Origin of the sequence: Streptomyces sp. NPDC046870 (assembly GCF_040704595.1) — a bacterium.
GTDB classification, from domain to species: domain Bacteria; phylum Actinomycetota; class Actinomycetes; order Streptomycetales; family Streptomycetaceae; genus Streptomyces; species Streptomyces argyrophylli.
The window spans coordinates 259,203-272,911 of sequence record NZ_JBEYXM010000007.1 but is presented as its reverse complement, the minus strand read 5'-3'; the positions used below and the strand labels follow the sequence as shown (position 1 = coordinate 272,911).

The window sequence follows — 13,709 nt, the reverse complement described above, 5'->3', positions numbered from 1 at the left end:
CGACGCCCAGCCACGACGTGCTCAGCGCAGCGCGTCGAAGGCGACGCCCAGGTGACGGGGGCCGCGCAGCACGGCGTTGCGGCGGTACGGCGGCGGGTCCTCGACCAGCCGGGGCCCCTCCAGCCGCCGGGCCAGCTCGGACAGCGCGATCTGGGCCTCCAGCCGCGCCAGCGGGGCGCCGAAACAGCTGTGGATGCCACTGCCGAAGCCGAGGTGCTGGATGTCACCGCGGTCCGGGTCGAACCGCTCGGGGTCCTTGAACCGCTCCGGGTCCCGGTTGCCCGCGGCGAGCACCAGCCAGATGCGCGAGCCCTTGGGGATCGTGACCCCGCGCACCTCGATGTCGGCGATGCTGGTGCGCTGCGGCAGCAACTGCACGGGGGGCTCGTACCGCAGCAGCTCCTCCACGATGGTGACCGACAGCCCCGGGTCCTCCCGCAGCCGCTGGAGGATCTCCGGGTGGCGCAGCAGGGTGAGCATGCCGTTGGTGATCAGGTTGACCGTCGTCTCGTGACCGGCGATCAGCAGCAGCACCGAGGTGCTGAGGACCTCCATCATCGACAGGGAGCCGTCCGGGCCACGGCCGGCCACCAGGTCGGACAGCAGGTCGTCCCGTGGCTCCTTGGTGCGCTCCTCGACCAGTCCGGCCAGGTACATGCCGAGCTGCATCCGGGCTTCCCGCGCCGTCCTCTGGGCGTCGGCGTCCTGGTCCGGGCCGGCCGCCGGTTCGAGGCCGGCGACCAGCGGGTCGACCCAGGTGCGGAACCGCGGCTCGTCCTCCCGGGGAACCCCGAGCAGCCGGCAGATCACCGTCACGGGGAACGGGTAGGCGAACTGGTCGACCAGGTCCACCTGACGCGCGTCGCCGAAACCGTCGATCAGCCCGGTGACGATCTCCCGCATCGCGCCCCGCATGTCCTCGATCCGCCGCGGCCGGTGCGGCGGTCCGAAGGCGCTGTTCGCGATGCGCCGCAACCGGTCGTGCTCGGGCGGGTCCAGACGCAGGAACGACGGCGGCAGTCCTCCCGTCTCCTCGGTCTGGTCCAGCTCGTCGGGTCCGGCGGCGGCCAGGTTGGCCGCGTCGGAGCTGATCCGGGGATCGTGGAGGAGGGCTTTGATGTCGTAGTAGGAACTGATGAGGTACGGCCCTCCCTCCTCCTCGTGGAGCACCGGGGTCCTGCGGAGCTCCTCGTAGAGGGGGTACGGGTCGGCGCGGTTGGCGTAGTCGGTGATCCGGCGTGTGAGCGATGCGTGCGGCATGGCGGGTCCTCGGGGCGTCGGGGCCGTGACGGGGTCAGTGGCGGGCGGGGTGGAAGACCAGCTGCTGGTCGGCCGGCGAGTAGCCGCTGAGGGTGACCATCGCGCCGTGCGTCGGCAGGGACGGGTCCGGGAACCCGGCCGGCACCGGCTGTCGGCCCTCGGGACGCCGGTCCACCGTCGGGTACTCCACCGGGAACGGCGCCCCCCGCTCGATCTGCCTCTGGTAGAACTCGAGCCACCGCGTGTTGTCGAAGGTCACGGCGGCCACGACCCGGCCCTGGTGACCGTAGACGCCGGCGAACCGGCGCTCGGCCGGCGAGCCCTGCGTGATCATGAGCTCCTCGCCCATGGGCGGCACCCCGACCGACTTGATGTTCACGCCGAACATCGACGACCAGAAGGCGGGCATCCACAGGTGCGGCCGCCGGTCGGCACCGTGGCAGATCATGTTGTGCGCGGCGGTCTCCGCCTGGGCGACGGCATTGCCCCAGTGCTCCAGCGACAGGAACTGGTAGCCGAAGAGCGCGTGCGGGGACCGCGCCACATCGCCCGCCACGAAGACGTCGTCCGTGACGATCCCCCGGAAGTCGAAGGCACGGCAGCCCGCGTCACAGGCGACGCCCCGGGGCCCGGCGCCGAGCCCCGACCCGGTCAGCCACTCGGTGTTCCGCAGCGAACCCAGCGACACCACGACCACGTCCGCCTCGACCACGCTCTCGTCGGACAGATGGACGGCCCGCACCCTGCCGACCCCGTCGCCCTCCAGCGCGGTCACCGTGACATGGGTGCGCAGGTCCACGCCGTTCTCGGTCTGCAGGTCCGCCGCGACCGCGCCGACGACCCCGCCGAGCGCGCCCACCAGCGGCGCGCCCGCGCGCTCCGCCACGGTCACCTGGAGATCCATCTCCCGGCACGCCGAGGCGACCTCGGAACCGGCGAACCCGGCGCCGATCACGAACACCCGGCGCGGCCCCGCCTTCAGCCGCCGGTACAGGTCCGCCGCGTCCTCCCGGGTGCGCAGCAGGCAGACCCCGTCGAGCCGGGCCTCCTCCTCCTTCGGCCACGGCCGGGCGCGGACGCCGGTCGCGATGAGCAGCCGGTCGTACTCCACCTCGTCACCGTCGGCGAGCCGGACCCGCTTGGCCGTCAGGTCCAGGCCGGCCGCCGCCACGCCCAGGCGCCACTTGGCGTCGATCTCCCGGCGGTGCGGCAGCTCGGTGTGGTGCGGGGACGCCCTGCCCAGCAGCACGGACTTCGACAGCGGCGGCCGGTCGTAGGGCTCGTGGGGCTCGTCACCGATCAGGGTCAGCTCACCGGCGAAACCCTCCGCGCGCAGGGTCTCCGCGGCCCGCAGACCGGCCAGCGAGGCACCGACGATCACGATCCGGCCCTCGCGCCTGAGCCACTCCACGTAGTCAGCGGCCATCGGACGCCTCCCGCGTCCCACCCGTGCGCTCCAGTCCGTCGGCCGTGATCGCCTGCACCGGGCACGCGGCCACGGCACGCGCGACCCGCTCGCGCTGCTCCTCGTCCGCGCGAGGGTTGTAGATCAGCGCCTCCTCGCCGTGCATGGCGAAGACGTCGGGCGCGAGGAACGCGCACTGCGCGTACCCCTGACACTTGTTGAGATCGACGACGAGCCTCATCGACGCTCCGCCCTTCCCATGGCCAGGTCCGGACGCACCGCGCGGCGAGCGCGGGCGGCTGCGGACGGCGGTCGTCCCCCGCCCGCCAGCATGCGAGCCCGGGCGCGGTGGCCGCGCGCCGGGCACGCCGATCGGGTGAGCGGCCGGCGGTCCCGGCGTCATCCGGCGACGGGGGTCCGGGGACCCTCACGGCGGCCGGCCATGAGGATGTGCACGCTGAGCAGCAGCGACCAGGCCGGGAAGGCGAGTTCCGCCCACGGCACGTTGGACGACACGAACAGCAGCGTCACCACGGTGAGGAGGCCGAGGACGGTGAGCCAGGGCGGCAGCACACCGAGGCGGTGGCCGATGACCGACATGGAGGACACGAAGACGGCCGCCATCCGCATCGCGTACTCCGTCATCAGCGTGTACGCGAGGTGACGGCCGAAGTCCCAGGTGGCCGGCGGCGGTGACACGCCGGCCGGGTGGGCCAGCACGAGCACGGCACTCGCCGCCGCGGCCGCGCCGAACAGCGTGGCGGTGAAGACCAGCCCGCTCCCCAGGAAGACCGTGGCGAGGAACTTGTCCTCGCCCGCGCCGACGTGCGCGCGGATCACGCCGATGAACCACAGGAAGAAGATGCCGGCGAACGGCACCAGCGCGAGGGCCGTCCGCAACGCCCGGCGCTGCGTAGAGTCCGTGAAGCCGTGTGCGGTCACCGCGTCGGCCCCTTCCGGGATGCCCAGTCTGACCAGGACGATCGCCGCCGCCAGGAGCAGCGCGAAGACGACCCCGGCCAGCCCCGCGGAGCGCGGTGTCCGCAGCGCCCGCTGCCCCGGCCCGATCTCCCGCATGCCCGGCCCGCCTTCCGCATCGGCCCCCGGCACCAGCTAGCCGTCCGGATGCCGCCGGCGCCACCCGGGACGCGGCCGTACGGCCGAGCGGAAATCCACTCGCGCTCGCGCGCCGCCCTCCCTAAGGTCGTCGTCCGTGCCCACACCCCCGCAGCCGGCCCCCGCCGAACTCCGCCGTGATCCCTTGCCCCTGCGCGGCCGTACCGCACTCGTCACCGGCGCCGGCCGGCGGGCCGGGATCGGGCACGCGGTGGCCCGGCGGCTGGCCGCCCACGGCGCCAGTGTGTACCTGCACCACCACGTGCCGCACGACGCCGCGATGCCCTGGGGCGCCGACGACCCCGACGCCGTCGCCGGCTCCGTGCGCGAGGCGCTCGGCGACCCCGGGGCGCGGGTGGTGCGGGGCCCCGGTGACCTCGCGGACCGGACGGAACCGGCCCGGTTGGTCGACACCGTGATCGAGGAGTTCGGCCGCCTCGACATCCTCGTCGCCAACCACGCCCTCAGCGGCTCCGACGGCACCCTCGACGACATCGACGCCGCGATGCTCGACGCCCACTGGGCCGTGGACACCCGCTCCGTGCTGCTGCTCGTCCAGGCGTACGCCCGTTCGCGCGCCGCCCTGCCGCCGGGCACGCCCGGCGGACGCGTGGTGCTGATGACGTCAGGACAGGACCTCGGCGGCGGCATGCCGGGCGAGATCGCCTACGCCCTCCAGAAGGGCGCCCTCGCCTCCGTCACCCGCTCCCTGTCCACGACGCTCGCGGCACGGGGGATCACGGTGAACGCCGTGAACCCCGGCCCCGTCGACACCGGATACGCCACCGGCGAGGTCCACGCGGCCGTGGCCGCGCGGTTCCCCGCCGGACGCTGGGGCGCACCCGACGACCCGGCCCGCCTCATCGCCTGGCTGGCCACGGACGAGGCGGGCTGGATCACGGGGCAGGTCATCACCTCGGACGGCGGCTTCCGGTACTGAGACGGGACAGGCGGTCACGGCGGGGCGGCGCGGGCGTCACAGCCGGGACAGTTCGTCCACCAGGTCGTCCAGGCCGAGGGAGCCCTGCGACAGTGCCGCCATGTGCCAGGCCTTCAGGTCGAACGCGTCACCGTGCCGCTCGCGCGCCTTCTCCCGGCCCAGCAGCCACGCCCGCTCCCCGAGCTTGTAGCCGATCGCCTGGCCCGGGATCGTCAGGTACCGGGTCAGCTCGCTCTCCACGAAGTCCGCCGGACGGCTGCTGTGCGCGCCGAAGAACTCCTGGGCCAGCTCGGGCGTCCACCGCTCCCCGGGGTGGAACGGCGAGTCCGCCGGGATCGGGAGCTCCAGGTGCATGCCGATGTCAACGATCACCCGGGCCGCCCGCATCATCTGCGCGTCCAGGTAACCGAGCCGCTCCTCCGGACCCGTCAGGTACCCGAGCTCGTCCATGAGCCGCTCCGCGTAGAGCGCCCAGCCCTCCGCGTTGGCGCTGACCCCGCCGACCGTCGCCTGGTAGCGGGAGAGGTTCTCGGCCACGTGCGCCCACTGCGCGAGCTGGAGGTGGTGGCCGGGCACGCCCTCGTGGTACCACGTCGAGACCAGGTCGTAGACCGGGAAGCGGGTCTGGCCCATCGTGGGCAGCCAGGTGCGGCCCGGCCGGGAGAAGTCCTCGGACGGGGCCGTGTAGTACGGCGCCGCCGCACCACCGGGCGGGGCGATGCACGACTCCACCTTCCGCACCCGCTCGGCCAGTTCGAAGTGCGTGCCGTCCAGCTCCTCGATCGCCCTGTCCATCAGGCCCTGGAGCCACTCCCGGACCTCGTCCACGCCCTCGATGTGCCGGCCGTGCTCGTCCAGGTGCGCGAGCGCCGCCCAGGGCGTCTCCGCGCCGGGCAGGATCTTCTCCGCCTCCGTCCTCATCTCGCCGAGGATGCGGTGGAACTCCGCCCAGCCGTACGCGTACGCCTCGTCCAGGTCCAGGTCCGTGCCGTTGAAGTAGCGGGCCCAGCGCGCGTACCGCTCCCGGCCGACCACGTTCGGGGCGCCCTCGATCGCCGGCGCGTACACGTCCCGCAGCCAGTCCCGCAGCTCCACCAGGGCGCCGGTCGCCGCACGCGCCGCCTCGTCCAGCTCCGCGCGCAGCGCCTGCGGACCCGCGGCGGCGAAGTCCTCGTACCAGCCGCGGCCCGTGCCGTCCGTGTCCGTCCACTCGGTGAGCTGGCCGATGTACGTGGCGGTCGGCCGGGGAGCGGCGAACAGCTTGCGCTCCAGGCCGAGTTCGAGCGACGCGCGGTAACCCGCGACCGCGCCGGGCACCGCGCGCAGGCGCTCGGCTATCGCCGCCCAGTCCTCCTCCGTGTCCGCCGGGGTGACCGTGAAGATGTCCCGCACCGAGTGGCCCGGCGTGCTCATGTTGCCGACCGCCCGCAGGTGCTCGTCCGCCTCGTGCACGGCGATCTCGGCGGTCAGCCGCTCCCGCAGCAGCCGCGCGCAGCGCCGCTCGGCGTCGCTGTCCGCACCGGGCCGCCGCTCGGCCTCGTCCAGCTTCGCGAGGGTGTTCCGTGCCAGCTCGGCCAGGGCCTCGCGACCGGCCGGCGAGTAGTCGGGCAGCCTGCTCGAACTCTCCTTCACACCGAGGTACGTACCGATGACCGGGTCGAGGGAGACGAGGTCGTCCACATAGGCGTCGGCGATCTGACGGGGCAGCGGGCTCTGGGTATCAGACATGCGGCCCATCCTCGTACGAGGACGATCGCCGCGTCATCCGGGTTCGCCGGGATTCAGCTCTGGGCGTGGCCGGGCGGCAGCAGCGGCCCGCACTCCCACTGCTGGAAGATCAGCCGGGTCTCCACCCGGGCGACCTCGCGCCGCGCCGTGAACTCGTCGAGCACCAGCCGCTGGAGATCGGCCATGTCCGCGACGGCCACGTGCACCAGGTAGTCGTCGGGCCCCGTCAGATGGAACACCGACCGCGCCTCCGGCAGCGCCCGGATCCGGTCCACGAACGGTCCCACCAGCTCCCGCCGGTGCGGCCGCACCTGCACCGACAGCAGCGCCTGGAGACCGCGCCCGAGCTTCGCCGGGTCGAGCCGCAGCCGGTGCCCGAGGATCACACCCGAGCGGCGCAGCCGGGTCACCCGGTCCAGACAGGTCGACGGTGCCACGCCCACCTGCGCGGCGAGGTCGCGGTAGGTGGTCCGGGCGTCGTTCTGCAACAGCCGCAGCAGATGCAGATCGACCGGATCCAGTACGACAGATTCGGCCACCGGCCGAACGTAGCACGGCACCCGGCTCCCAGGTACCGTTCCCTGTTCACCCTTCCGGTCATGGACACATCGAGCACGAGTGCCTACGACGACGTACGCACCGCATCGAGAGCGCTGGCCACCGAGGCCGTGCACGCCGGCCGCGACGACCTCGCCCGCCAGGGCCTGCACGCCCCGCCGATCGACCTGTCCACCACCTACCCCTCCTACGACAGCCGTGCCGAGGCCGCCCGCATCGACGCCTTCGCCACCGACGGCGCCGACCCGGCCGGGCCGCCCGTCTACGGCCGCCTCGGCAACCCGACCGTCGCCCGCTTCGAGACCGCCCTCGCCCGGCTGGAGGGCACCGGGTCCGCCGTCGCGTTCGCCAGCGGCATGGCCGCGCTCAGCGCGGTCCTGCTCGCCCGGGCCGCCATGGGCCTGCGCCACGTCGTCGCGGTACGGCCCCTGTACGGCTGCAGCGACCACCTGCTCACCGCGGGGCTGCTCGGCACGGAGGTCACCTGGACCGACCCGGCCGGCATCGAGGACGCGCTGCGCCCGGACACCGGTCTGGTGATGGTCGAGTCCCCGGCCAACCCGACCCTCGCCGAACTCGACCTGCGGGCCGTCGCGCACGCCTGCGGTTCGGTGCCGCTGCTCGCCGACAACACCTTCGCCACGCCCGTGCTGCAACGCCCGGCCGAGCAGGGGGCCCGGCTGGTGCTGCACAGCGCCACCAAGTACCTGGGCGGCCACGGCGACGTGCTGGCCGGGGTGGTCGCCTGCGACGAGGAGTTCGCGGGGCGGCTACGGCAGATACGGTTCGCCACCGGGGGAGTCCTGCATCCGCTCGCGGGCTACCTGCTGCTGCGGGGACTGTCCACGCTCCCGGTGCGGGTGCGGGCCGCCTCGGCGAACGCCGCCGAACTGGCCCGCCGGCTCGCCGCCGACCCGCGCGTGGCCCGGGTCCGCTATCCACGGCTCGGCGGCGCGATGATCGCCTTCGAGGTGCACGGCGACCCGCACGAGGTGATCTCCCGGGTCCGGCTCGTCACCCCCGCGGTCAGCCTGGGCAGCGTCGACACGCTCATCCAGCACCCCGCCTCCATCAGCCACCGCATCGTGGACGCCGACGACCGCCGCGGGGCCGGCGTCAGCGACCGGCTCCTGCGGTTGTCGGTGGGCCTGGAGGACGTCGACGACCTGTGGTCCGACCTGGACCAGGCCCTGGGCGCCCCCGGCGCACGCCGGGTGACGCCACTGCGGGAGGCGGTGCGCTGAGGGGGGAACCGTCGACGGGGGCCGTCAGCCGAGGCGGGGCGGCTGGGGGCCGGACGCGGTGGCGACCGGGGTGGGGTCCAGGCGGGCCGTGATGACCAGGGTGCCCTCCTCGACCTGGTAGTCCAGCGGCAGGCCCAGGCCGCGCATCGCGGCGACCATGCCGGTGTTGGACGCCTTCGTCACGGCGTACACGCTCTCGCAGCCGGCCTCCGCCGCCATCGCCACCAGCCGGCCGAGCAGCTCACCGCCGACGCCGCGCTGCTGCCAGGCGTCCTCGACCAGCAGCGCGACCTCGGTCTCGTCGCCGTCCCACAGCAGATGCCCGAGGCCGACGATCCGGCCGGACGCGGTCTGCGCGGCCAGCGTCCGGCCGAAGCGGGGGCTGAGCAGGTGGTTCAGATAGCGGTCCGCGTCGCCGACGGGGCCGTTGTAGCGCAGGCCGAGGGTGTGCGGCGAGCACCGGTCGTGCATCGCCCGGGCCGCCGCCAGGTCCCCGGTGTCGACCCGGCGCACGGTGATGTGGTCGCCCTCGGGCAGGGTCAGCACATCGTGACCGCGCGGGATCCGGGGTCCGAGCCGGGTGTCCAGCTCCACGAGCGCCCGGGCGCGCGCGAACTCGGTGGGAGTGAACGGCAGATGCGGCCGCTCCACGGTGAGCACCCCGCCCTCGGGCGCCGGCAGCCGCATCACGGTGTCCTCCAGGACCCCTCCGGCCGGCACCGGCTCGGGGCCCCGGCCGCCGCCGGCCGGTGCGCCGGGCAGCGTCCGGATCGTGCAGCGGCCCAGCAGCTGGCGCAGCGCGAGCGGCAGTTCGGCGGTGTCCAGGGCGGTGCGGGCGGCCAGCCCGAGCACCCGGGTGGGCGCGTCGACCAGGTCATGGGCGTCCGCCCGCTCGATCCACGTGGCCGTGCCGCCGGCCTGCGCCACCGCGCGGGTGATCTCGGCCGCCACGAGCGTGCCCGGCGCCCGCAGCAGGAATTCGTCCACGGTGCCGTCGGCCAGCGGGTGCGTCTGCAGGCTGAGGATGTCCACCCGCCGCTCGGCGAGCGCCGTGCACAGGGCGGCGAGGGAGCCCGGCTCGTCCTTCACCGTGGTCCGCATCCGCCACAGCACGCCCGCGACCTCGTCGGCGGCGGGCTGCTCGGAAGGCCCGGCGGGCCGCGCCGCGGCGGCCGTCCGGGCACCGGTATCGCTCACCGGCGGGGCGTGTCCATGGCGGCGTGACCACCACACGTGGAAGCCCGCCGTCGCGGCCAGCACGATGGCCGAGATCATCAGCAGGGCCGGGCCGTCGGGCCCGTGCCCGATCAGGTTGGCCACGGCGTCCGCGACGGCCACGGCGGTGAACAGCGCGGCGAGCTCGACGACGTCCCGCCGCCAGTGGTGCACGGGCCGCCCGTGCCTCGCCCGGGTCACATCAGGAATGTCTGGAGTCATGCAGCCACTGTGAAGGAAGGGTGTTGCGTGATCACGAACTGATTGTGACCGATGGGTAAAGCATGCTTCCGTCCTCTTTGTTGCATTTTCCACTGGCCGTGGGGGCGGGAGGGGATCGGGGCGGCGGCGGGATCGGGGGCGGAAGCACAGGCGCAGGCGGAGGCGGGACGGGGGCGAAGCGGAAGCGCGGCGGGGGTAGCGGGCGCGGGCGTCGTTGTCCGGGGCAGGCGAGGCCGGCCCGCAGTCGCCGCACCTGGGTGAGCAGCCGGGAGGTGGACTCCCGGCCGCCACGGCAGCCGCCTGCGGGCAGGCGGTCGCGAGACGCGCCGACGGCACGGGCAAGGCGTGGCGGAGCACCTCCCGCACCGGCCGTCGCACCTTCACCGCCCCTCGTCGGAGCAGCGCGCGGTAAGCACCAGCAGGGCGTCCGGCCCCGCCGCTCCGTGCCGACGTATCGCCTCGTTCCCGAAGTCCGCCCACGCTCCGGGGCCCCCGGCTCCACGACGATCCGCACGCCGGCAGGCGCGGCGCCGGGCCGCGTACCGGAAGACGGCACCGACGCGCGGCGCGGTCCGAGGCGTCCGGGGCCCCTGGCGACGGCCCGCCGATGTCGCCGGCTACTGACCGACCCGGCCCGGCTGGAGCGTCTGGGTGAACAGCACGGTGCCGTCCTGCTCCCGCAGCCGTACCGTCAGCTCGCCGCTGTCCCCGTCGATGTCGACCTCGCCGAAGAACTGGTAGCCGCCCGCGGGCGAGACGTTCGACGCGGTCGGAGCCTTCACGAACACCCGCTCCGGGCCGAACGTGCCGTCCAGCGCGCTGGCCGGGAAGGCGCCCGCGTTCAGCGGTCCCGAGACGAACTCCCAGAACGGCTCGAAGTCGGTGAACGCGGCCCGGGACGGCTGGTAGTGCTGGGCGGAGGTGTGGTGCACGTCCGCCGTCAGCCACAGCGTGCCGGTGATCCGCCGGTGCTTGATGAAGCGCAGCAGTTCGGCGATCTGCAGTTCCCGTCCGAGCGGGGCGCCCGGGTCGCCCTGGGCCACCGCCTCGAAGTTCGGCCTGTTCTCCACCGGGTCGGGGACGACGAGGCCGAGCGGCATGTCGGCGGCGATCACCTTCCACACCGCGCGCGACCGGGCCAGCTCCCGCTTGAGCCACTCCAGCTGCTCCCGGCCGAGGATGCCCTGCGGGTCCACGGTCTGGTCGTCGGGGGAGTTGGCGTTGCGGTAGGTCCGCATGTCGAGCACGAACACGTCCAGCAGCGGGCCCTGGCGCAGCACGCGGTAGACGCGGCCCTCCTTGGCGCCGGGACGCAGCGTGGACAGGGGGAAGTACTCGCTGAACGCCCGCCGGGCGCGCGCGGCGAGGACGTCGATGCTCTTCTCGGTGTACCGGGTGTCGGAGGAGGCGATGACCTCGCCCGGGTACCAGTTGTTGCGCACCTCGTGGTCGTCCCACTGGATGATCGCGGGCACCTGGGCGTTGAAGCGGCGCAGGTTGGCGTCGAGCAGGTTGTAGCGGAAGTTGCCCCGGTACTCGGCGAGGGTCTCGGCGACCTTCGACTTCTCCTCGGTGGTGATGTTCCGCCAGGTGCTGCCGTCGGGCAGCGCCTGGGTGGCGGTGATCGGGCCGTCGGCGTAGATGTTGTCGCCGCTGCACAGGAAGAAGTCCGGGTCCAGCTTCGCCATCGCGTCGTAGATGCGGTAGCCGCCGACGTCGGGGTTGATGCCCCAGCCCTGGCCGGCCAGGTCGCCCGACCACAGGAAGCGCACGCCGTCACGGCGGCGCCGGGAGACCGTGCGGAAGGTGCCGGTCACGGGCTCGCCGGTGCGGCGCGGGTCGTCCGGGTCGGCGAGCAGCACCCGGTAGTGGATCTGCTCGCCGGAGGGCAGGCCGTGCAGCCGGGTGGTGCCGGTGAAGTCCGTGCCGGCGCCCAGCAGCGGACCGTGCCACCGGCGCGGGTCGCGGAACGACTCGGTGGCCGAGGTCTCCACGATCATCCGGGCGGGACGGTCGGAACGCACCCACACCAGACCGGAGTCGGCGGTCACGTCACCGGTCTGCACGCCCCAGCCCGCCGTGGGCCGTCCGGAGCGGGCGAACGCCGGGGCCGCGCCGAGGCCCACGGGCAGGGTCAGGGCCGCGGACGCGGCGAGGGAGCCGCGCAGAACGCTGCGGCGACCGGGGAGCGGACGGTGGGACATGGCTGCGCCTCCAGGGACGGGATCCGGCCAGTGTGCAGAGCCACACCTACTGGGGCGCCGCGGCGCGCACACGAACCGGAAGTGAACTCCAGCCGGCCGGAGGGCGGTCAGCCGTGCTCAGCGGCTGCCGTCCAGGATGACCCGCGCGACCAGTGCCGGGTCGTCGTTCATCGGGCAGTGGCCGCAGCCGGGCAGCCGCACCAGCCGGGCGTGCGGGATGAGCTGCTTGGCGCGGACGCCCTGGCGGCGCACGAGGATCCGGTCCCGGGTGCCCCAGGCCACGGTGACCGGCAGGCCCGACAGGTCGTCGGTGAACCGGACGGTGGCGCCGGCGCGCAACGTCGCCTCGAAGCCGGTGGCGCCGACGAGCGCGAGCGTCTCGGCGACCACCGCCTCCGGCGAACGGCGGGCGGGACGGGCGTAGATGGTGCTGGTCAGTGCGGTACGGCCGGCCGCCGTGCGGGACAGCTGCTCCACCAGCGGGAGCGGGAGCCGCTGGGCGATGCCCCGCATCGCGAGCAGCACCGTGAAGGCGTACCGCCGCTCGGCCTCCGACCAGAACCCGGCGGGGGAGAGGGCGGTGACGGACCGTACGAGCTTCTCCCGGCCCAGTTCCAGGGCGAGCAGGCCGCCCAGCGAGTTGCCGGCGACGTGCGGACGCTCCAGCTCCAGCGCCTCGAACAGGGCGCCGAGCACGGAGTTGGTGGTGGGCAGGTCGTAGGTCAGGCCGTCCGGGAGCGCCGGGGACGCGCCGAAGCCCGGCAGGTCGACGGCGACCACTTCCCGCTCGGTGGCCAGGATGTCCACGACCGGGTCCCAGGCCTGCCGGTGATGGCCGATCCCGTGCAGCAGGACCAGGGGTTCGCCGCGGCCCACGCGCGCGTAGGAGACGCTCACATCGCGGGGGCCGTGCGGGGTGGGGACCTTGAAGGAGACGGTGGCGGACATGGGGGTGCTCCTCGGCTGGGCTGCTGACGGACGCCGTAGACAGCTTGTCAGCAATTACTACCGGCCGGTAGCCCCCGGGCTCGTGCCCGTCGTACGGCCCTGTCGTGCGGCCCTGCCCCACGGCCCCGTCGTGCGGTCCTCAACGCGTCCGGTGGACCTCGACGTTGAAGTCGGCGTTCCCGAAACGGCCGAAGAGCGCGAGCCACAGCGGCAGGTACATCTCCACCGCGCGTGCCGAGCGGATGCCGCCCAGGTCCAGCACGCGCCCGGCCGGCCAGCCGAACTCCCCGAGCAGCGCTGTCACCTGCTGCTTGGCGTCGGGGTCCGCCCCGCACACGAACACGTGGTGGTCGCCCGGGACGCGCCGTGGGTCCACCATCAGCTGGCAGTTGACCGTGTTCAGCGTCTTGACCACGCGCGCGTGCGGGAACGTCCGCTGGATCCGCTCGGCCACGCTGTCCGACTCCACCGGGTCCAGGCGGGGCTGACCGTCCTCGAACGCCAGTGGATTGGAGACGTCCACCAGCACCTTGCCGTCCAGGTGCTCCGCACCCGCCGCCCGCAGCGCGTCCAGCGCCACCCGGCCGCCCACCGCGTTGACGACCACCTCGCCCGCCGCGGCCGCGTCCGCGAACGTTCCCGCGTGCGCCCGGCCGGCCTCGGCCGTCGCCCACTGCACCGCCACCGGGTTGTCCCGGGAGCGGGACCCGAGGGTCACCTCGTGCCCCAGCTCCAGCAGCCGGCCGGCCAGCGTGCGGCCCACCTCGCCCGTGCCCAGCACCGCGTACCGCATCGCCCACCTCACGGTCACCGGCCGCCGACCGCCGGCGGCCCGCGGTCATTGTGATCCGGACCGCTCCTGGAGCCGG

The 13,709-nt window shown here is 74.0% G+C and carries 12 protein-coding genes; 2 read left to right on the top strand and 10 right to left on the bottom strand.

The genetic code is table 11. From position 1 onward, the window contains the following. Positions 1-21: 21 nt before the first annotated feature. The 4 genes from AB0946_RS18765 to AB0946_RS18750 form a co-directional block, all read right to left on the bottom strand. The gene (locus tag AB0946_RS18765) at positions 22-1,260 is read right to left on the bottom strand and encodes a cytochrome P450 (protein ID WP_366761695.1); all 1,239 of its coding nucleotides are present in this window, start codon (positions 1,258-1,260) and stop codon (positions 22-24) included. A 34-nt stretch (positions 1,261-1,294) separates the two neighbouring features. Then, positions 1,295-2,686 (bottom strand): FAD-dependent oxidoreductase, encoded by a 1,392-nt coding sequence (locus AB0946_RS18760; protein ID WP_366761694.1) that lies wholly within the window; start codon positions 2,684-2,686, stop codon positions 1,295-1,297. Next, positions 2,676-2,906: a ferredoxin gene (locus AB0946_RS18755; RefSeq protein WP_366761693.1), complete on the bottom strand. Its 231-nt coding sequence runs from the start codon at positions 2,904-2,906 to the stop codon at positions 2,676-2,678. Before AB0946_RS18755 ends, AB0946_RS18760 begins: the two co-directional genes overlap by 11 nt. Positions 2,907-3,064: 158 nt before the next feature. After that, a complete protein-coding gene (locus AB0946_RS18750; RefSeq protein ID WP_366761692.1) occupies positions 3,065-3,742 on the bottom strand; it encodes a hypothetical protein in 678 nt (225 codons plus the stop codon). Positions 3,743-3,878: 136 nt separating this feature from the next. On the opposite strand from AB0946_RS18750, the gene AB0946_RS18745 reads away from it, so the two are divergent. After that, on the top strand, positions 3,879-4,721 hold the full coding sequence (locus AB0946_RS18745) for an SDR family oxidoreductase (RefSeq protein ID WP_366761691.1): 843 nt from the start codon (positions 3,879-3,881) through the stop codon (positions 4,719-4,721). Positions 4,722-4,757: 36 nt separating this feature from the next. On the opposite strand, the gene AB0946_RS18740 is transcribed toward AB0946_RS18745, so the two are convergent. Beyond that, complete coding sequence (locus AB0946_RS18740; protein WP_366761690.1) at positions 4,758-6,449, bottom strand: DUF885 domain-containing protein; 1,692 nt, start codon at positions 6,447-6,449, stop codon at positions 4,758-4,760. Positions 6,450-6,502: 53 nt separating this feature from the next. Continuing rightward, entirely contained in the window at positions 6,503-6,988 is a 486-nt protein-coding gene (locus AB0946_RS18735; RefSeq protein WP_171158473.1) for an Lrp/AsnC family transcriptional regulator, read from the bottom strand. A 60-nt stretch (positions 6,989-7,048) separates the two neighbouring features. Here AB0946_RS18735 and AB0946_RS18730 point away from each other — a divergent pair, with 60 nt between their 5' ends. Beyond that, positions 7,049-8,251 (top strand): PLP-dependent transferase, encoded by a 1,203-nt coding sequence (locus tag AB0946_RS18730; protein WP_366761689.1) that lies wholly within the window; start codon positions 7,049-7,051, stop codon positions 8,249-8,251. A 24-nt stretch (positions 8,252-8,275) separates the two neighbouring features. Here the strand turns inward: AB0946_RS18730 and AB0946_RS18725 are convergent, their stop codons facing one another. The 4 genes from AB0946_RS18725 to AB0946_RS18710 form a co-directional block, all read right to left on the bottom strand. Beyond that, positions 8,276-9,688 (bottom strand): GNAT family N-acetyltransferase, encoded by a 1,413-nt coding sequence (locus AB0946_RS18725; RefSeq protein ID WP_366761688.1) that lies wholly within the window; start codon positions 9,686-9,688, stop codon positions 8,276-8,278. A gap of 617 nt (positions 9,689-10,305) precedes the next feature. Then, positions 10,306-11,892, bottom strand: coding sequence for an alkaline phosphatase D family protein (locus AB0946_RS18720; RefSeq protein WP_366761687.1), 1,587 nt, complete (start codon positions 11,890-11,892; stop codon positions 10,306-10,308). Positions 11,893-12,009: 117 nt separating this feature from the next. Further along, complete coding sequence (locus AB0946_RS18715; protein WP_366761686.1) at positions 12,010-12,840, bottom strand: alpha/beta fold hydrolase; 831 nt, start codon at positions 12,838-12,840, stop codon at positions 12,010-12,012. A 139-nt stretch (positions 12,841-12,979) separates the two neighbouring features. Then, complete coding sequence (locus AB0946_RS18710) at positions 12,980-13,633, bottom strand: NAD(P)-binding domain-containing protein (RefSeq protein ID WP_366761685.1); 654 nt, start codon at positions 13,631-13,633, stop codon at positions 12,980-12,982. Between the last annotated feature and the right edge of the window lie 76 nt (positions 13,634-13,709).

What these genes read in the sequence shown, in the direction of transcription:
- AB0946_RS18765 (WP_366761695.1), bottom strand. Translation starts at nt 1,260, where the DNA reads ATGCCGCACGCATCGCTCACACGCCGGATCACCGACTACGCCAACCGC.
- AB0946_RS18760 (WP_366761694.1), bottom strand. Translation starts at nt 2,686, where the DNA reads ATGGCCGCTGACTACGTGGAGTGGCTCAGGCGCGAGGGCCGGATCGTG.
- AB0946_RS18755 (WP_366761693.1), bottom strand. Translation starts at nt 2,906, where the DNA reads ATGAGGCTCGTCGTCGATCTCAACAAGTGTCAGGGGTACGCGCAGTGC.
- AB0946_RS18750 (WP_366761692.1), bottom strand. Translation starts at nt 3,742, where the DNA reads ATGCGGGAGATCGGGCCGGGGCAGCGGGCGCTGCGGACACCGCGCTCC.
- AB0946_RS18740 (WP_366761690.1), bottom strand. Translation starts at nt 6,449, where the DNA reads ATGTCTGATACCCAGAGCCCGCTGCCCCGTCAGATCGCCGACGCCTAT.
- AB0946_RS18730 (WP_366761689.1), top strand. Translation starts at nt 7,049, where the DNA reads ATGGACACATCGAGCACGAGTGCCTACGACGACGTACGCACCGCATCG.
- AB0946_RS18725 (WP_366761688.1), bottom strand. Translation starts at nt 9,688, where the DNA reads ATGACTCCAGACATTCCTGATGTGACCCGGGCGAGGCACGGGCGGCCC.
- AB0946_RS18720 (WP_366761687.1), bottom strand. Translation starts at nt 11,892, where the DNA reads ATGTCCCACCGTCCGCTCCCCGGTCGCCGCAGCGTTCTGCGCGGCTCC.
- AB0946_RS18715 (WP_366761686.1), bottom strand. Translation starts at nt 12,840, where the DNA reads ATGTCCGCCACCGTCTCCTTCAAGGTCCCCACCCCGCACGGCCCCCGC.
- AB0946_RS18710 (WP_366761685.1), bottom strand. Translation starts at nt 13,633, where the DNA reads ATGCGGTACGCGGTGCTGGGCACGGGCGAGGTGGGCCGCACGCTGGCC.